Genomic DNA, 18,684 nt, shown 5'->3' on the forward strand with positions numbered 1-18,684 from the left:
GTTAAACCGTTAGCATTGCTATCAGAATCATTGGCATCATTACCACCTTGATTGGCTGGTGAGATTTCAAAACCGTTTGGTGCTATAAACTGTACGATGTAATTTACGTTAGGATCTAAATCCGTAAACGCATAGTTACCGTTAGCATCTGTAGTGGTCGTTGCTATAAAGTTCTCGTTACAATCTAAAAGATTCACTGTAACACCTTGAACTCCGTCTTCATTTGGATCTTGAATTCCATCTTGATCTTCATCTAAGAAAACTGTGTCTCCTAAAGAAGCTGGTAGAGCTTCATAAGAAATACATACAGAAGAAGGGACTACTGAATTAGGAGAATTAAATGATCCTGCACCAAATTGAGAATCTTCAATGTGTACGAGAATAATTTCATCGGTTCCTTGTGGTAAAAGAATATCAGATTCTAACGCTCCAATCCATTCACCAGAAATTGTTTCGTCAGTAACATCTTGTGTATAAGACGACTCAAAAACCGTATTTCCATTTTTTCGAAATATAACTTTCCATTTTTCTTTAGTTTGCGCATTAACATTAGCTCTATTTAGATAGCCATCCCAGGATATGACCTCATCGAGAGATACAATTACCGCATCATTAAATTCCGAAGGATAAGGGCCTGGAATAGTAAACTGTGTTGTAGATCCATCTACAAATCGTAAATCAGCCTGTGGAATTCCGAAAGAACCTGAAAGATTTGTTACATCAACACTATTTTGCCATAAAAAAGCTCCATCATCACAAGTTGGATCTGAAGGAGGTTCAATAGCTTCTACTTCATAAGATAAACAAATAGAAGAAGGCACTACCGAATTAGGCGACGAATGTATGCTACCATCACCATATAAACTATCTTCAATATGAACAATGATAATTTCATCTGTTCCTTGAGGTAAAAATATATCAGATTCTAAAGCTCCAACCCATTCACCAGATGTGACATTATCGGCAACATCTTGGGTGTATGAAGATTCAAAAACTGTATTACCATTTTTTCTAAATACAACCTTCCATTTTTCTTTAGTTTGAGCACCTACGTTAGGTCTGTTGGTATAGCCATCCCAAGACACTACCTCATCAAGAGATACTGTTACTGCGCCATTAAACTCAGTAGGATAAGGCCCAGGAATCGTAAATCGTGTAGTACCGAAATCTACAAATCGTAAATCGGCCTGCGGAATTCCAGAAGATCCTTGAAGATTTGTAACATCAATATTATTTTGCCATAAAAAAGCACCAGAATCACAAGTTGGATTGCTAGGTGCTGTAACACCACCTCCAGATTGTACAATACTAAACGAAAGTGGATCTGTATCACAAGTTGTACCATGTCCATTATCTTGGTTATAAGCTTTTACAACAAAACTGTATGATCCTACTCCAGCATTCCAATTTGTGCCGCCAGCAGGAAATGTATAAAGTTCCAAATTTTCAGTAACTAGAGGATGTCCGCTAATTAGCCAAGTGACACTCTCTACATATCCAGACGTTTTAGCTACTAAGTAGTAATTGTTTGGAAGATGCGCAATATCGATGTGCGCATTGTTTTGAATCGGTCCAAAAACAGGCATGTCTGTAGCCTGATCATAAATGTAAAATCCGTCAATAGAGCCACATGTGGTCTCTGATTCTTCTAAAGTATTTTCCGAAGAAAAGGCTTTAAAAGTTAAATTTCTGGTTTTATCATCTTCATTTTCGATACCAGCCCAAAGGGACATTGCCGAAACTAAAAATAATAAAAGGGCAAATTTGTGTCTAATTTGCCAAAGGTAGTTTTGTTCCATTTTGTAAATAAGAATTAGTTAAAAATTTCAATTTTAAGTAGTTAGGATACTTGAATTAATAGCAAATACGTTAATAGAAAAATTAACGCATAGATTTAAGAGCACAAGTTAGGACTTGTACTTTATGAAATCTTAATACAATATTAACAAGTGGTTTCTTGTTAAGACTAATCTGTTAAAAAAATCCGACGAAGGTGTTTTTTTTTACTATCAGGAGATAAACTATTCAAAAAAATCGGATGAAATTATGTGAAAAATCAACTTCAGAACATAAAAAAAGATGAAATTTCACTTATGTTTCACTAATAATTACAGAATAAAAGATGTGTTTTGAGATTGTAAATTATTTAAAATAACATTTATTTCAGAACTATAAATTGAACGTTTTGCCATAAACTTTGAAATTATTACATAAAAAAACCTTTCAGAATTACTCTTGAAAGGTTTTTTCTATTCTAAAAAAAAGAAATGGTGTAAAATTAACTTTTTGAAACAAACTCCAAAGCACGCACCTCATTATAATAAAGACCACCCTTTTGTATAAACCCAACATGGCCACCAAATTCAGGCATTTCTAAAAACAAATTAGAATTATGTTTGGCTTCTTTAACAGGAAAACATTCTGGTGATAAAAAGGAATCGTTCAATGCGTTAATCACTAAGATTGGCACGTTTATATTTGGTAAAAATTGTAAACCACTGCATTGCTCGTAATAGTCCATCGCATCTTTAAAGCCATGTGCTTTTGAAGTGTAAAAATCATCAAATTGTCTTAACGTTTTAATTCTGTTTAAGTCGTTATCTTTTAGTCGCTCTGGAAATTGCTTTTGTTTTACCCTTAATTTATCTAGAAGGTGTTTTCTAAATCGAATGGCAAAAGGTCGATTTTTTAATTTTTGCAATTCTGTAGAAGAACCGTCTAAATGCAAAGGCACCGAAATACCAATACCGCCTTTAATTTGCGATGGCACAGTACGATCCTCACCGAGATATTTAAGTACGACGTTGCCGCCAAGACTAATGCCTTTTAAATAAATATGATTATAGTTTTTATTATGAATGCAATGCTGTACCACTTCATCTAAATCGTCCGTAGCGCCAGAATGGTAACTGCTAAACAACCGATTATCTTCACCACTGCAACCTCTAAAATTCATGCACACAGCATCCATACCGTTTTCATTGAATAATTTTGCAGTGCCTGTAACGTAAGGCCGTTGCGCATGCCCTTCTAAACCATGTAAAAGTATAATAACGGTGTCTGATTTACTTTCTGCATAACTCCAATCTAAATCTATAAAATCGTTATCGCGAGTTTCAATACGTTCACGAGTTTGCTCTAATTTAACGGTTCTTATTAATCCTGAATAAACGGTTGAAACAAAACCATTTTTAAATTGAAAGCGTGGTTTGAAGGTTGAATTTAGTATGGGCATATAAGAGAAAAGCCCCTTTCATTCCCTAGAGGGGAAAACTGAGCGTTTTATTTTTATGGTTCGTTGTTTATTGATCTTGCAAACTTATAATTTCTTTGTGTTTCTTGCTATCTTCTTTATGAAATTTTGTTATTAGATCTCGTAAAGTCGCTAAGGCGCAAAGCAGAGTTTGATATAAAATTTTTAAAAATATGAACCAAAAAACCTGTATCAAAACATTACTATCCAAAAAAAGGTAATTATTTACCATTCAAATAGTTACTAGAACGCACCAACTTCTATAATTTAAGCGTATCAAAAATAAGGATGAGTTACAGCTTTCAAGTACACCTTTGCGCCTCTGCTACTTTGTGAGAGATTTTATTTTGGATGAACCAATTTACTCCTGCAAAACCTTAAACTCAATAGAAGAATCATTAAACACCTTATGGGTTTGCTTCACAAAGTCCTCTTCTTTAGCTTCAAAAATATTATCGACATACGTCTGAGGATTCGCATCGATATACGGAAAAAAGGTACTTTGAATCTGGACTTGAATTTTATGTCCTTTTTTAAAGGTATGAAACACATCTTGTAATTTCAAATTAACGGCTGTTCTTTCATTTGGTATAAAAGGTTCTGGCTGACTCATGCTATTTCTAAAACGTCCTCTAATAACTTCACTGCGCACCATCATATGGTAATTACTCAATTTTAAATGATCTTGAACATCGTCTGTGTTTTTAGTATCCGCAGGAAATACATCAATCACTTTTACAATCCAATCGGCTGCAGTACCTGTAGTTGACACCTTTAATTTTGCCAAAATATCTCCTGCTAGAGTCATATCATCCTCTAAGATTTCAGTCTCAAAAGTTAATACATCTGGTCTTCTGGATGCAAAACGCTGATCGTCGGTCATAAATTTTCGTGGTGTAAACCCTACTTTAATATCTTCTGTGTATGGCACCGGCTTTTTAGGATCACTTATAAAATCGGATGACGTTACCGTTTTGTTAGCCTGTTGAGATAATTGCTCGTTAGGCTGCATAAAGTAGTTTTCGGTCGTTGTGTTTTCAGGAGGCCAAGTTTCAAAAGATTCCCATGTTTTTGTCCCTGTGTTAAACATATGTGCTTCTGGTAATCCTGTTTTTCCATTAGCTTCGCCTTTTAAGAAATGATTAAAAAATTTGGTTTCCACATTCTTCTGAAAACCATCCGATAGGTTATCGCCAAAATGGATATTTCCAACGACTTGTCGATCGCTTTGTCTTGCCCAGTCTCCATGACTCCAAGGCCCGAAAACAACAGTGTTATAATTGCTGCTATATTCTTCAATACTTTTATACGTATTAAAAGGCCCATATAAATCTTCAGCATCAAAAAACCCTCCTACAATCATGGTTGCAGGTTTAATATCCTTGAGGTGCTGAATGATGCCTCTGCTTTTCCAAAAGTCATTATACGTCACATTCGTTTTTATTTGCTCCATAAATACATTGGTACTGTCGTAGAATGTATTGAGTTTACTCAAAGGCATATTATCTAGGAAAAACTGATGTTGATCTTCTGTTCCAATATCTGGAAACTGGTACCACGATTTTGTGGTTGGTTGATCTTTCATATAACCAAAAACTGCGGTTGCTCTCCAATAACTCAATAGAAACGCTCCGTTATGGATGAAATCATCGAAAAAGAAATCACCGATACAGGCTTGCGGAGACACTGCTTTTAAGGCAGGATGCGCATCGAGCAAAGAATACGTCGCATAAAAACCTGGATACGAAATACCATAAGTACCGACATTTCCATTGTTGTTTTTAACATTTTTCACCAACCAATCTATGGTATCATAAGTATCACTCGCTTCATCAAATTGTTTTCCTGTTTTATTAGGAATGTAAGCGCGCATATTATCATAAACTCCTTCACTATTCCAGCGTCCACGTACATCTTGATAAACCATAATATTTCCCTCTTCCATCAAATATTTGTTAGGTCCTATTTTAGATCTAAACTGATCTTCACCATATGGTCTGCAACTGTATGGCGTGCGCATCATCAGTATTGGATAAGTTTTAGACGTATCTTTTGGTGAATAGATAGTGGTATGTAGATTAATGCCATCTCGCATCTCTATCATCACTTCTTTTTTGGTATAATGGTCTTTTGAATTATAAACCTTTTCAGTTTGTTGAGACTTTGAAGTTACTGCAACTTGAGCATTTATAGGAGAACCCATTGAAAATACTGCTACTAATAATAGAATAGTGAAAAATCTTTTTAACATTGGTTTTCGGATTAATTTATTAAAAAGCTAAAGATAGGTATTTGTGTTTGAAATTTTAAAGGGTTTTATGATAGAAAAACGGATATATGCTTTGTTATGGGTTTAAAGATTGATATGGATGCTTTTCGGCTTAGCTTGAAAAACGAATCGCACATAGATTGAAAGAGATTTAAAACGAAAACTCTGACACGAATTTCATTAATTGGCACTAATTGGCACTAATTTGAAATAGACTTATTATTGCAACTATTAAACTGATACTCAGAGATTCTTTGTGCTTTCTCGTAAAAAAAATAAGTTTTTACGCAATCTCAACCGAAGTAAACTCGAATGTACTACCATCAAAAAGGCCTTTGTCACTCAATTTTAAAGCAGGAATCACCAACAAGGCCATAAACGACAAACTCATATAAGGTGCATGAAGCTGACTCCCTAATTGTTTTGCCATAGTATCTAATTCGCCATACTGTTTACCAATAGTTTCCGCATTCTTATCACTCATAATACCTGCTACAGGCAATGCCACAACGTTTTGTTGTGTGTTTGAAATGGCACAAATACCACCTTCATTTTCAATCAAAAGATTCACCGCTTTGCAAATGGCTTCGTCGGATACTCCAACCGCAATAATATTGTGCGAATCGTGACCTACAGAACTAGCAATTGCTCCTTCTATTATTCCGAAATTTTTGATGAATGCGATAGCAGGTTGGTCATTTTTATAACGATTAACCACAACCATTTTAAGAATATCTGTTTCGGTGTTTGATACGAGGTTTCCGTTTTCGATTGTTGCGTTTTCAATAATTTCATTGGTTACCAATTCACCATCCAAACACTCAATAACTCTAATCTGTTTTGCATTAGAAGGGCATCTGAAGTCAGAAACTTGCTTTTTATCTGTGTTGAAATTATTCAAGTTTTCAAATTCAACATGCTTGATTTTGGATTCACCTTTATCGAAAACCAATTCACCATTAATATACGTTTGAAGCGTTTTAAAATTTTCTAAATCTTCAACCACAATGCAATCTGCAGCATCTCCAATACTTAATAAGCCAACATCTAAATTGTAGTGTTTTACAGGATTGATGCAAGCCGCTTGAAGCACTTTGAAAACGTCATTTCCTTTTGCTATGGCTCTTGTGCACAATTGATTAATGTGACCTAGTAATAAATCGTCTGGATGCTTATCATCACTACAAAACATCATGTTTTCGTAATGTTCATCTAGCAAATCGATTAATGCGTTAAAATTTTTCGCGGCACTACCCTCTCGAATGATAATTTTCATACCTTTTTGAAGTTTCTCTAAAGCTTCGTCGTAGGCAAAACATTCGTGATCTGTTGAAATTCCCGCTGCAATATATTTGGTTAAATCATCTCCTCGTAAGCCTGGAGCGTGTCCGTCAATAGGCTTTTTATAGTGTTTTGCCCATTCGAGTTTCTTTAAAACTTCGGCATCATCGTAAATGACTCCTGGATAATTCATCATTTCTGCCAAATACTTAATATCTGGATTTGCCATCAAGGTTTTTATGTCGTTAGAATCAATGACAGCTCCTGCCGACTCAAAACTCGTTGCTGGAACACAAGATGGTGCTCCAAAATTAAATTTGAAAGGGGTTTGCTTGCCGTTTTCAATCATAAACTCTACACCTTTTACACCAAGTACATTGGCGATTTCGTGTGGGTCGGACACTGTGGACACTGTGCCATGTTTTACCGCTATTTTTGCAAATTCACTTGGCACCAACATTGAACTTTCTATGTGGATGTGTGCATCTATAAAACCTGGTAAAATGTAATGGTTTTCTTCGCAGTCTTTTTCTTCAATGGATTTAATTTTTCCGTTTTCGATGCTGATTTCTCCTTTGAAGATGTTTCGATTTTTTATATCTACTATGTTTCCTTTTAGTTTCAAGTTTGTTTTGTTTTGACTTGTTTTATACTTTTTCTTGACACGGATTTCAATGATTTTCACTGATTTTATCAACGACTATTGAGTTAGATACTTACCTCAATTATAGTACTCCTTGTTACCTAAAATATTCATTTTTCTATTACTCAGAGATTCACGGAGTTTTCACAGAGACTCACTAAGAAATAAATTGATTCTTTATATGTCGTATTTATTTTCCAAGATCCCAATTTTTATAATGACGACTGTTTTTTGACACGGATTTCAAGAATTTAGACTAATTAAATAGATTTTCGACACGGATTACATGGATTATCACAAATTTTATTTTCTATGCTTTTTCGACACAGATGCTAAATATCTAATGCCTCAGAACCTCATAGCTCATCCCTATTTCAATCTTAAGAATTTCTTTTGTTTTTTCTGTGACCTTAAATCGTTCATCAGCGCGTTTACCAATTACCCAAACTACTTTGTTATTTGAAGTTAAAAGCCATGTGTTTTCTTTTTCAACTAGCGATAATTTTTCGTCTTTTAAATATTTACTGATTTTCTTTTTACCTGCCATACCTAAAGGTTGAAACGTATCTTCCGTTTTCCAAAGTCTTAATTCTAGTGGAAAATTCAGCTTTTCTTTATCAACGTATATGCTACTTTTTGAAGTCTTTGAAATTTCATCAACAGTTTCGAAACTTAAATGTCCTATTGGTGTTTCAATAGTTTTATGGTCTTCATTAATCAAAATAGATGCTTCCCTTTTTTCAGAATGAGGTATATCGGTTAAAATGATGGTCTCGCGATGTTTTACCAAACGATGTGTGTTTGACACTATTTGTTTTCCAGATTCAGCATCTAATAAATCAACAATATCGTTCCATTGTGTGAAGCCGTAATCCTTAAACATTTCAAACAGATAAGCTTTCGGATTATTTAGTTTTTTGAATTGGATGACTTTAAAACTAATGGCATTATTATCCATATCAATAATCGCTCGTTTTAAAACCGCATCCAGACTTTCTTCAACAATATCTGCCGTGTCATTAAGATGGTTGGTCGTATTTTGAAAACTGTCTAGCAATTGTGGATTGATCTCTTTTAGAATAGGAATCACCTCATGGCGCAGTTTGTTTCGCAAATATTTACGTGAAGCATTGCTAGCATCTTCGCGCCAACTGATGCTTTCTTTTTTTGCATAGATTTCAATCGCTTCTCTCGAGAATGGTAATAATGGTCTTACGATGTTATCGTTTATAATTGGAATTCCCGTTAAACCATTTAAGCCAGTACCTCTTGTAAAATTAATCAAAAAGGTTTCTAGGTTATCATCTGCATGATGTGCTGTTAATATATAATCGAATTGTAATTGTTCTGCTAAATCTTTGAACCAGTCGTATCGTAATTCGCGCGCAGCCATTTGAATAGAACGTTTGTTTTGCTTCGCATAAGCTGCCGTATCAAAATGCTGAATAAAAACTTCGACATCCAATTGTTCGGCTAAGTCTAAAATAAAAGCTTCGTCTTTATCACTGTCTGCTTCTCTTAGCTTAAAATTGCAATGCGCTAAAGAAAAATTGAGGTTTAGTGATTTGCACAAATGGGCTAACACAACACTGTCTATACCGCCAGAAATGGCAAGAATAAGTTTGCTTTTGGTTAAGAAAGGCAAATTGATTTTGATATGGTTTTTGAATTTTTTTAACACGACTTAAAGGTATTGAAAAATAATTCTCACAAAGACGCAAAGGTGTAAAGTTTTTTTGATGCTGATTTTACTAATAGTTGTTTCGCTGAGATTCGTAGATAAAAAGTTAAATTCGGTTATTTATTAGATTTTTAACACGGATTTACTCGGATTTCTAGCAATTACTATAGCCATAAAGAGTAAAAAAGGCTAAGCTGATGCTAGGCAAAAAGAATGTCGTTTCTCCTTTGGGGAATTGCTACAACAACTGAGCATAAAAAAGCTAATCAAGGGGCTTTTCTAAAACCTCACGCATCGCTTTGGCTTTTACCAAACACTCTTCATATTCTTTTAGAGGAATACTTTTTGACGTGATGGCACTTCCTACGGAATACGACACGTATTTTTTTGTTTTATTATAAAGGATACTTCTGATAATGACATTAAAATCGAAATCACCATTTGGCATAAAGTAACCAACTGAACCAGAATACAATCCACGCTTTGTCTCTTCTAAAGCTTCAATGATTTTCATTGCTGAAATTTTTGGTGCTCCGGTCATACTTCCCATCGGAAATGTCGATTTTAAAATGTCCACGGAATGTGTTTCTGGAGTGACCTGTGATTCGATGGTAGAAATCATTTGATGCACTTGCAAGAATGAATATACTTTACACAATTCTTTAACTTTTACACTTCCTTTGGTAGCCGTTTGCGATAAATCGTTGCGCACCAAATCTACAATCATAATATTCTCGCTGCGCTCTTTTTCGTCTTTTGCTAAATCTTCAGCTAATTTTAAATCTTCTAGTTTATTGATAGACCGTTTTGCAGTACCTTTAATAGGCTGCGAAATAATGCTTGTACCGCTTTTTTTTATGTAGCGTTCTGGTGAGGCTGACATAAGGTAATTTTCTTCAAATTTTAAAAACGTTGCAAATGGTGGTTCTGAAATTTCATTCAGCTTTTTAAAGGTTTCTAGTGGATTAACTTCAGTGTTTTCTGCATAAAACTCTTGGCAGAAGTTGGCTTCATAAATATCACCTCTATGAATGTGCGCTAGCATTTTGGTGACTTTTTTAAAGTAATCGTCTTTATGAATTCTTAGTTTTATTTTGATGTTCTTTGAGACGTTTCGACTCGCTTCGACTTCGCTCAGCGACCAACCTTCAGGATTATATTCAATTTTATTTTCTATAACTTTTAAATCATCTTCAATCTCGTCATCTACCATATTGAGGTATTTAATTTCAATCTGGTTGTCTTTAATTAAAAACATTTTTTTAGGTTGAAAAAAATACAAATCAGGAAATTCTAAGCCATCAAAATTTTCAGAGTTTAAACGTTCTGTGGTGTTTTTTAAATCGTACGTGAGGTAACCGAATATCCAATCTTTTGTTAACGATTGGTATTCTTTTAAGCGCTCAAACGCATCGTAATAATCTGTTTTAATCGCTGTAAAGGCATCAACTGCTAAAACCGCATCGTAATTACTGTATTGATCTGTATGATTATTAGAATCTAACCAAACCACATCGCTAAATTGTTGACTCCACAGCAACAGATTTTGCTTAAAAGTTTCTAGATTTTTGGGTTGGTGAATTTGTGTTGTTCTCAATAGACTAATTATTGGTGCAATTTACCTAAATTTAAATTTGAAAAAAAGCAATTTCAGAATTGAAGCACTTTATTTAATACGTTCAAAATTGTATATTTAAAAAAACAGAAATCGTATGCATCACTTAAAAAACGACTATTTACACATCTCTATAAAACCCAAAGGTGCTGAATTGTGCAACATCACATCCATAAAAAACAAGACTGAATTTATGTGGCAAGCCCATTCTGAGATTTGGGGAAGTCATGCACCTAATTTGTTTCCGATTATTGGTAGCATGAAAGATGACAGTTATACTTACAACGGAAAAACATATCACATGCCTAAGCATGGTTTTGTAAGACACAATGATGATTTCACCATTACACATCAGTCAGAAACAAGCATCACGTTTTCTTTAGTTTCAAACGATACGTTGTATGCATGGTATCCGTTTTTTTTCGCATTTGAAATCACCTATACACTCTCAGAACATAGTCTTACCGTTCTTCATACCGTTAGAAATTTAGACGAGAAAACGCTTTATTTTTCAATAGGAGGGCATCCTGCTTTTAATTGTCCTATTTCAGAAGATGACACCTATACCGATTATTATTTAGAATTTGAAACGACAGAACATAGCGAATCGTTTCTTTTAAATAGATCTAACGGTTTAATAACCAGCAAAACAAAACCTGTATTTACAGACGGTAATATTATTAAACTACAACCCGATATATTTAATGAAGATGCCTTAATTTTCAAGGATTTGAAATCGCGCGTTGTAAGCCTGAAGCACAAAAACAAAGGCACTGTTTTAAAGGTGACATTTGAAGATTTTAAGCAATTAGGTATTTGGGCAAAACCAAACGCACCTTATGTTTGTATTGAACCTTGGTTAGGTTTTGCGGACCTTGAAACCACAGACCAAAAGATAGAAACCAAAGCTGGTATTTTAAATTTGGAAGCTGGTAATGATTTTAATGCCAGCTATACCATAGAAATAGACCAAAGGCATTTAGTGTAAGTCCATTATAAATAGTAGCTTTGCAGCAAATATTTGCAACGTGACTTTTAATGATCTTAATTTAAATACTCCTTTATACAACGCTTTAGACGATTTAGGATTTACGACTCCTACTCCAATTCAAGCGGAATCTTTTAATGTCGTTGCTGCTGGTAAGGACGTGGTTGGTATTGCCCAAACAGGTACTGGCAAAACGTTTGCCTACATGTTGCCTATTCTTAGAAACCTAAAGTATTCGCAACAAGAAAATCCACGTGTTTTAATATTAGTACCAACGCGAGAATTGGTGGTACAAGTGGTCAATGAAATTGAAAAACTATCTAAATACATTAACAATCGTGTGTTGGGTGTTTATGGAGGTACAAACATCAATACACAAAAGCAGGCTGTTGCTCAAGGACAGGATATTATTGTGGCAACTCCTGGACGATTATATGATTTGGCTGTGAGCCGCGTTTTGCAATTAAAATCCATTCAGAAATTAGTAATTGATGAAGTAGATGTGATGCTCGATTTAGGTTTTAGACACCAATTGCTCAATATTTTTGATATTCTGCCTGCACGTCGACAAAACATTATGTATTCGGCAACGATGACCAAAGATGTTGATGATTTAATTACTGATTTTTTTAAGAGTCCTGAAAAAATAGCCATTGCAGTTTCGGGTACTCCTTTAGAAAATATAAAACAAGAACGCTACGATGTGCCTAATTTTTACACCAAAGTAAATCTGTTAGAACATTTAGTTAAAAATAAAGACGACTTCTCTAGGGTTTTGATTTTTGTAGCCTATAAGCGTATGGCTGATCGCCTTTTTGATCAGTTGGAAGAGTTATTCCCTAATGAAACCTGCGTTATTCATTCTAATAAAACCCAGAATTACAGATTGCGAAGTATTGAGCAATTTAGAGAAGGAGAAAACCGCTTATTGGTTGCTACAGATGTTATGGCTAGAGGTTTGGATATTGAAAATGTATCGCACGTTATTAATTTTGATACGCCTGATTATCCTGAAAATTACATGCATAGAATTGGAAGAACTGGTCGTGCTGAAAGAGAAGGCCACACCATTTTATTTTCTACAGAGGCGGAAAAAGAAGGTTTAGAGCGTATTGAGGAATTGATGCAAATGAAAATTGAAACGCTAGAATTTCCTGATGATGTTGAAACCTCCACAGAATTAATTGAAGAAGAGCGTCCACAAATAAGAGAGCGCAACAATCCTATAAAAAAGCGTGATGAAGATGCACCTGGACCTGCTTTTCATGAAAAATCTGAAAAGAATTCTAAAGAAAATTTAGGAGGTTCTTATAAATTTAAGATTGCAGCGAAATATAAGAAACCAAAGACACGAGGTGATAAAAATTATAATCGAAGGAATAAGAAAAAGTAAGAATAAGCGCTTTTTTTTTGACATTTCTCTGTAGACGAAAACAAGTCTAACTCAGATTAAACAAACTTAATTACTTGTTATCATTTGCTCTAATCATTATTTTAACAGCCTTCTAATTATTTCATATATCTTTATAGCACAATGAAGTAAGATACGTTATTTCATATTTATATATAAAACTTAAAAAACCCTAATCAAATTAATGAAAAGGGTTTAAATACGTCAAGTACATGCAGGATCGTATTTTATGTAAACATAAAATCTATGACCCTAACCTCACAGTTAATCCTGCATTTGTACTTGATTTTCTATAATTTCTTTAATAGGAACTACTAGTTTTCCTTCTGCATTTTTTAATATAATTGAAACGCTTAGCACAGCATCAATCTCGTAACGCTCTTTATTAAAAACAATCTTCTGCCCAACCTCAAAGGTTTTACGCGCATAAAACGAATTCAATAATTTACCAACGACTTCTCTAGCTCCTAAACCAAAGGCTATTGTGAAAGCTAAAAGGAAAGCCGCAATAATCATATTGATATTGTTGGTAATAATCTGTGTATCGATTCCGGCTTGATTTAACGCTGTGATGGAGATAAAGGTTAGTAATAAAAAGAACACGATCTGACTAATCATTTTTCCGCCAGACATATCCATAGATTCAAATAATGATTTTAGTCCATTTTTAACAAAGTTGGCAAATAACAGACCTAGCATAAAGATGACTAAAGCAGCGAATAATTGCGGTAAATATGCCAGAAGTGCACTGACTTGTTCTGAGATAATTTCTAATCCCATAATATCAGAAGCCGTAATTAGCAACACGATATACATGATCCATTTCACAAATTTTGAAACGACTTTAACCGTATCAAAATTAAGTTGCTTGCCTTCTACTATTTCAATTTCATTAATCTTAGCATCGAGCTTGCTCACTTTTGCTAATTTTAAAACCTTTTTAATAAGTTTCACAATTAACTTTGTAATAATCCATCCTAAAATCAGCACAATCAGCGCTCCTATAATATTTGGGAATATTTTGGTAATCTCTAACCACATGGTGGTCAATGATTGCAAAGCAATATCTTTAAATTCTGTTACTTTTTCCATACTAATAATGTGTTTTGTTAGGGTTTATTAAGTATTTACTTTTTTCTTTTACTACTGACACTGTCAATAATATAACCAAGGTTATACGAAAACAGCTCAGCCAATTCCATAAGCAGCTTTGCCATGGCAATATCATGCATAACTTTGCCTTTCAGTTCCATGGGAACTTCTTTTAAAGGCAGATCTATTTGCTTAAATGGATTTTCCATCTTTCGTATAATTTGTGTACTTCTGTACAAGTTTTTCTTTTGCTCTTTTTAATCGCATTTTAACTGCGCTTTCTCCAATATCTAAAGCATTAGCCAATTCTTTTATTGATAAATTGTCTTGATATTTTAACAGTAAAATCATTTTTTCTTCAGGTGAAATCAACTCCATTACTTTCTTTAACTGCTCTACACGCATGCTTTCAAACTCCACAGTAGAATCAATATCTTCACCAATATTCTCAATATCGATCATTTCTGAACTAATTGATTTCTTTTCAAACTTTTTTGCTGTGTTTCTGGTCACATAATTAACACAATGGTTATACGTAAATGCATATAGCCAAGTAGAAAATTTCGAATTCCCTTTAAAGCTTGCCAATTTTACAAAGACTCTTAAAAATACGTCTTGCGTTAAATCTTTAGCTTCATCCACACCATTAGCAAACCCATAACACTTGTTATAAACCATACTTGCAAATCTATCGTACAACACTTCGAACAACATAGTGTCATTGTTTTTCACGATAGCTTCTACAAGCGCTTCATCGGTTAGGCTATGAATAGCGTCTTTTGTCAAGGGATTTATTAATCTTAATTAGTTAGTTACAGTATTAAGACACCAAACATTCTATGAGGTCACAATAATCTTTAAAAAAATATTATTTTTTTGATAATTCCTCAATATCTGCTAAATGAAGTTGTAGCGCTTTAGCTGATATTTGAATTTCCCAAATAAGAAATAGTAGTGACACTATTAATAACAACAAGCCCAAGCCAAAGGCCCAAACAGCAACAAGGTTATAATCTATATAGATTAAAAACATGGTGAGTACACAAAATAATAGACTGGTAATTCCTGAGATTTGCATATAGCGCGTTAATTTAACACGAAGCTTAAGGTTATTTATTTGTCTAAGAATAGACACATTTTGTTCTTTAACATATTTATCTCTTAGATTTCTAATAATTGCTGCATATGCTAAAAACCGATTGGTATAAGCCAACATTATTAAAGATATTGCCGAGAATAAAAGTGCTGGAGTTGTGAGGGTTAGTGCTTCCATAAATTTGTTTGTGTAAAATTACAGAATTAAACGATTAGAGCTGACAATTCATCGAATTGCTAAGAAAGAAATTTTAAATCAACCAAAAAATTATTAACTTTAAATAATTTAAAACCCAAATTAAGCGTTAACATGGCAAAAGCTATGTAAATTCGATTGATTGAAACCGTAAATGAACGATTACCTACACGACACTATTCCTAATTTAAAACCTTTTGATTTCGAACGTCATCACGACGCGCATTTTATAAATCAACAATGGGTTTTGGTGAATGGCATCTCTAAAAAGAAGTCTGTTTACACATTTAAGGAGGATAATATTCTCGAAATTTCAAGAAAGGATAATGTGATTACTACCTCTTGGAATATTAATGTTCAAAATACCTTTTCTATTGAAACCGAAGATGGTATCATCACCGTAAAGGCCTTTTTTAAGGATGATGACATTTTAGTGCTTAACAACCAAGAAAAAGAAGAATTTGCACTCTATATCAATACCACCAAATATGATGATGAACTCAATACTGTTGAGGACATTAATACATTTTTGAAAGAAAAGTATAAAAAGAAAGTGAGTACTATTATTTACGATCACGAGTTTTACTACATTGAACAATCTAAAGAGTTTGGCCCTTTTAAAGTTGAAGAATTAGCTGAAAAAGTAAAATCTGGAGACATTAGTGCCTATTGCTTTGTAAAAGATGTCAATGAATATGATTATAGTAAACGCATGCGTATTTTTGATTTGATTCAAGAACTTTAATCAATCATTCGTTTTATACAAATCGTATTTTGCCAATTCAATTTCTATAATCGCTTCCCAGTTTTCTTGCGTTTCTTGTTTTGATCCACGTTTGGTTTCTCGATCATATTTATCTTGTCGCTTTTGTAACTGAATAGAAATACGATCGAAAATAGGTTTCCCCTTTGTAATATTTTCACTTGTAATACCAGCATCAGCTAGTTCTTTGCGGAGCTTTCTCGAATAGATTTCAGTAATATCAAAATGCACCTGCTCGTGCCTCAGTATAAAATCCGTTCTGCCCTGTGGCAATACCCAACTTAGATTGGTATTAAACATACTCTTTACAAATACTTTTCCTTTTTTAAAAAGGTTAATACCTGTTTCGTAACTAAAACCAGAATTAGTTACAGCCAATGCCTCTGGAAAATTTTCAAGATCTGGTTCGCCTTTAAAATCATCCCAAGTTAATTTTCTGTCAGCTCGCCACTCTATATGTGTTTCGTAAGCCTGTGGGTTTTCAACTTTAAACGCTTCAGCCCAAAGACGATGACAGGTACTCCATTTATCTGGATTTTTTTGTTTTGTGATTCTAATAAGATTCGCTCCTGCTGCTCGTGCTAAACGCTTTAAATTTTCTACCGTTTCATAATACGTGCAGTTTTCCGAAAATCCATTATCCACTGCTTTTAATTCACCTATGTTTTTTGAAGCAATAATTTGATCGTCTGTAATATCTAAAACAACCACCAAGGCATTTTGAGAAAGCGGAGTAAAACTTTGATTAAGGTTACTTTTTAATTTTGGAGCACAAGCTGTAAATATAAAAGTCAACAGCAAGTAAGTGCTTAACTTCCGTTTCGTTGTAACAGTAAAAAGCGAACCCAATGAGCTCGCTTTTATAAAATATTTAAATTTATTAAAAATCATATGTCGATACTATACATGTAAAGCTCTATCATCAGTGGCAGCTAAAGCCGCCTCTTTTACAGCTTCTGCAAAGGTTGGGTGTGCATGAGACATGCGTGAAATGTCTTCAGCAGAGGCTCTAAATTCCATAGCAGTCACTGCTTCTGCAATTAAATCGGCACATCGTGCACCAATCATGTGCACTCCTAAAACTTCGTCAGTTGTTTTATCAGCTAAGATTTTTACAAAACCATCAATATCTCCACTGGCTCTAGCTCTTCCTAATGCTCTAAATGGAAACTGACCAGCTTTATAAGCAACACCTGCTTCTTTTAATTCTTCTTCAGTTTTACCAACTGCAGCCACTTCTGGCCATGTGTAAACTACACCAGGAATTAGGTTATAATCGATATGTGGTTTTTGTCCTGCTAATGTTTCAGCAACAAAAACGCCTTCTTCTTCAGCTTTGTGTGCTAACATGGCACCTTTAATAACATCACCAATGGCATAGATATTAGATGCAGAGGTTTGCAAATGCTCGTTCACTTCAACCTGACCTCTATCATTAATTTTCACACCTGCAGCTTCAGCATTTAAGCCATCTGTATAAGGACGACGACCAACAGACACCAAACAGTAATCGCCTTTAAATTCGACAACTTCTCCTTTTTTATTCTCAGCTTTAACCACTACTTCGTCTCCTTGACGCTCAACAGATTGTACTTTATGAGACATCATCATTTTACACTTGGCTTTCTTAAAAACTTTATTTAATTCTTTAGATAAACCAGCATCCATGGTTGGTAAAATTCGATCTTGATATTCTATAACGGTAACTTCTGAACCTAACCTGTAATAGACTTGTCCTAACTCTAAACCGATAACTCCACCGCCAATGATAATCATGTGCTTCGGAATTTCTTTCAGTTTTAAAGCTTCTGTAGAGGTGATAATACGTTCTTTATCTATCTCAATAAACGGCAGATTACTTGGTTTAGATCCTGTGGCAATGATGATCTTTTTAGCTTCAATGTCTTGGGCGTCCTTACCTTCAATTTTAATATGTGTAGCATCTATAAAAGAGCCTAAACCTTCAAAAACATCGATCTCATTTTTTTTCATTAAATAATCAATGCCTCCTGTAGTTTGATCTACAACAGATTGCTTACGACCAATCATTTTTTCTAAATTAACTTTGATATCACCAGGAATTTCAATGCCATGCTCTTCAAAATGTTTTGTAGCTTCTTCATAATGATGCGAAGAACTTAAAAGTGCCTTACTTGGAATACAACCCACATTTAAGCAAGTACCACCTAAGGTGGAATATTTTTCAATAATTGCAGTTTTCATGCCCAATTGTGCGCAACGAATTGCTGCTACATATCCACCAGGTCCAGAACCTATTACTGCTACGTCGTATGATTTCATATATTTTTCTATTTTTTTTATGAAGAATTTTAAAAACGATTAAAACACATGCATTCAATTTTCAACGTTCAAAAAATTCTAAAGCAAAAATACGAC

The 18,684-nt window shown here is 34.1% G+C and carries 15 protein-coding genes; 3 read left to right on the plus strand and 12 right to left on the minus strand.

The genetic code is table 11. The annotated features are described in order from the left end of the window. The 6 genes from AB8B52_RS12865 to AB8B52_RS12890 form a co-directional block, all read right to left on the minus strand. A partial coding sequence (locus AB8B52_RS12865; RefSeq protein ID WP_406028750.1) for an SdrD B-like domain-containing protein occupies positions 1-1,799 on the minus strand: 1,799 nt, incomplete at its 3' end. A gap of 479 nt (positions 1,800-2,278) precedes the next feature. After that, positions 2,279-3,235, minus strand: a complete 957-nt coding sequence (locus tag AB8B52_RS12870; protein WP_406028752.1) for a YheT family hydrolase — start codon at positions 3,233-3,235, stop codon at positions 2,279-2,281. Between the two features lie 379 nt (positions 3,236-3,614). Continuing rightward, positions 3,615-5,456, minus strand: coding sequence for a CocE/NonD family hydrolase (locus AB8B52_RS12875; RefSeq protein ID WP_406028803.1), 1,842 nt, complete (start codon positions 5,454-5,456; stop codon positions 3,615-3,617). A gap of 349 nt (positions 5,457-5,805) precedes the next feature. Then, on the minus strand, positions 5,806-7,428 hold the full coding sequence (ade, locus tag AB8B52_RS12880) for an adenine deaminase (RefSeq protein WP_406028754.1): 1,623 nt from the start codon (positions 7,426-7,428) through the stop codon (positions 5,806-5,808). Between the two features lie 358 nt (positions 7,429-7,786). Further along, on the minus strand, positions 7,787-9,091 hold the full coding sequence (gene tilS / locus AB8B52_RS12885) for a tRNA lysidine(34) synthetase TilS (RefSeq protein ID WP_406028756.1): 1,305 nt from the start codon (positions 9,089-9,091) through the stop codon (positions 7,787-7,789). A gap of 298 nt (positions 9,092-9,389) precedes the next feature. After that, on the minus strand, positions 9,390-10,724 hold the full coding sequence (locus AB8B52_RS12890) for an anthranilate synthase component I family protein (protein WP_406028758.1): 1,335 nt from the start codon (positions 10,722-10,724) through the stop codon (positions 9,390-9,392). 115 nt (positions 10,725-10,839) lie between these two features. On the opposite strand from AB8B52_RS12890, the gene AB8B52_RS12895 reads away from it, so the two are divergent. Together AB8B52_RS12895 and AB8B52_RS12900 are read left to right on the plus strand one after the other, a co-directional pair. Beyond that, positions 10,840-11,730 carry an aldose 1-epimerase family protein gene (locus AB8B52_RS12895; protein WP_406028760.1) on the plus strand — a complete coding sequence of 297 codons (891 nt, stop codon included), beginning with the start codon at positions 10,840-10,842 and terminating at the stop codon, positions 11,728-11,730. 40 nt (positions 11,731-11,770) lie between these two features. Next, positions 11,771-13,123, plus strand: a complete 1,353-nt coding sequence (locus tag AB8B52_RS12900) for a DEAD/DEAH box helicase (RefSeq protein ID WP_406028762.1) — start codon at positions 11,771-11,773, stop codon at positions 13,121-13,123. Positions 13,124-13,405: 282 nt separating this feature from the next. On the opposite strand, the gene AB8B52_RS12905 is transcribed toward AB8B52_RS12900, so the two are convergent. The 4 genes from AB8B52_RS12905 to AB8B52_RS12920 all read right to left on the minus strand — a co-directional run bounded on the left by AB8B52_RS12905 (position 13,406) and on the right by AB8B52_RS12920 (position 15,506). Next, the gene (locus AB8B52_RS12905; RefSeq protein ID WP_406028764.1) at positions 13,406-14,233 is read right to left on the minus strand and encodes a mechanosensitive ion channel family protein; all 828 of its coding nucleotides are present in this window, start codon (positions 14,231-14,233) and stop codon (positions 13,406-13,408) included. Positions 14,234-14,268: 35 nt separating this feature from the next. Continuing rightward, positions 14,269-14,442, minus strand: coding sequence for a hypothetical protein (locus AB8B52_RS12910; protein ID WP_406028766.1), 174 nt, complete (start codon positions 14,440-14,442; stop codon positions 14,269-14,271). Continuing rightward, the gene (locus tag AB8B52_RS12915) at positions 14,426-15,019 is read right to left on the minus strand and encodes an RNA polymerase sigma factor (RefSeq protein WP_406028768.1); all 594 of its coding nucleotides are present in this window, start codon (positions 15,017-15,019) and stop codon (positions 14,426-14,428) included. The genes AB8B52_RS12910 and AB8B52_RS12915 overlap by 17 nt, the downstream gene beginning before the upstream one ends. Before the next feature lie 82 nt (positions 15,020-15,101). After that, a complete protein-coding gene (locus tag AB8B52_RS12920) occupies positions 15,102-15,506 on the minus strand; it encodes a DUF2721 domain-containing protein (RefSeq protein WP_406028770.1) in 405 nt (134 codons plus the stop codon). A 172-nt stretch (positions 15,507-15,678) separates the two neighbouring features. Here AB8B52_RS12920 and AB8B52_RS12925 point away from each other — a divergent pair, with 172 nt between their 5' ends. Continuing rightward, entirely contained in the window at positions 15,679-16,269 is a 591-nt protein-coding gene (locus AB8B52_RS12925; protein WP_406028771.1) for a hypothetical protein, read from the plus strand. Here AB8B52_RS12925 and AB8B52_RS12930 read toward each other — a convergent pair whose 3' ends face one another. Further along, positions 16,270-17,178, minus strand: a complete 909-nt coding sequence (locus AB8B52_RS12930; protein WP_406028773.1) for a hypothetical protein — start codon at positions 17,176-17,178, stop codon at positions 16,270-16,272. Positions 17,179-17,187: 9 nt separating this feature from the next. Further along, the gene (gene lpdA, locus AB8B52_RS12935) at positions 17,188-18,588 is read right to left on the minus strand and encodes a dihydrolipoyl dehydrogenase (RefSeq protein WP_406028775.1); all 1,401 of its coding nucleotides are present in this window, start codon (positions 18,586-18,588) and stop codon (positions 17,188-17,190) included. Positions 18,589-18,684 lie beyond the last annotated feature (96 nt).

It is taken from the genome of Winogradskyella sp. (assembly GCF_045105575.1).
Taxonomy (GTDB): Bacteria; Bacteroidota; Bacteroidia; order Flavobacteriales; family Flavobacteriaceae; genus Winogradskyella.

What these genes read in the sequence shown, in the direction of transcription:
- AB8B52_RS12930 (WP_406028773.1), bottom strand. Translation starts at nt 17,178, where the DNA reads ATGATTTTTAATAAATTTAAATATTTTATAAAAGCGAGCTCATTGGGT.
- AB8B52_RS12910 (WP_406028766.1), bottom strand. Translation starts at nt 14,442, where the DNA reads ATGGAAAATCCATTTAAGCAAATAGATCTGCCTTTAAAAGAAGTTCCC.
- lpdA (WP_406028775.1), bottom strand. Translation starts at nt 18,588, where the DNA reads ATGAAATCATACGACGTAGCAGTAATAGGTTCTGGACCTGGTGGATAT.
- AB8B52_RS12875 (WP_406028803.1), bottom strand. Translation starts at nt 5,456, where the DNA reads ATGGGTTCTCCTATAAATGCTCAAGTTGCAGTAACTTCAAAGTCTCAA.
- AB8B52_RS12870 (WP_406028752.1), bottom strand. Translation starts at nt 3,235, where the DNA reads ATGCCCATACTAAATTCAACCTTCAAACCACGCTTTCAATTTAAAAAT.
- AB8B52_RS12905 (WP_406028764.1), bottom strand. Translation starts at nt 14,233, where the DNA reads ATGGAAAAAGTAACAGAATTTAAAGATATTGCTTTGCAATCATTGACC.
- AB8B52_RS12920 (WP_406028770.1), bottom strand. Translation starts at nt 15,506, where the DNA reads ATGGAAGCACTAACCCTCACAACTCCAGCACTTTTATTCTCGGCAATA.
- AB8B52_RS12895 (WP_406028760.1), top strand. Translation starts at nt 10,840, where the DNA reads ATGCATCACTTAAAAAACGACTATTTACACATCTCTATAAAACCCAAA.
- AB8B52_RS12925 (WP_406028771.1), top strand. Translation starts at nt 15,679, where the DNA reads ATGAACGATTACCTACACGACACTATTCCTAATTTAAAACCTTTTGAT.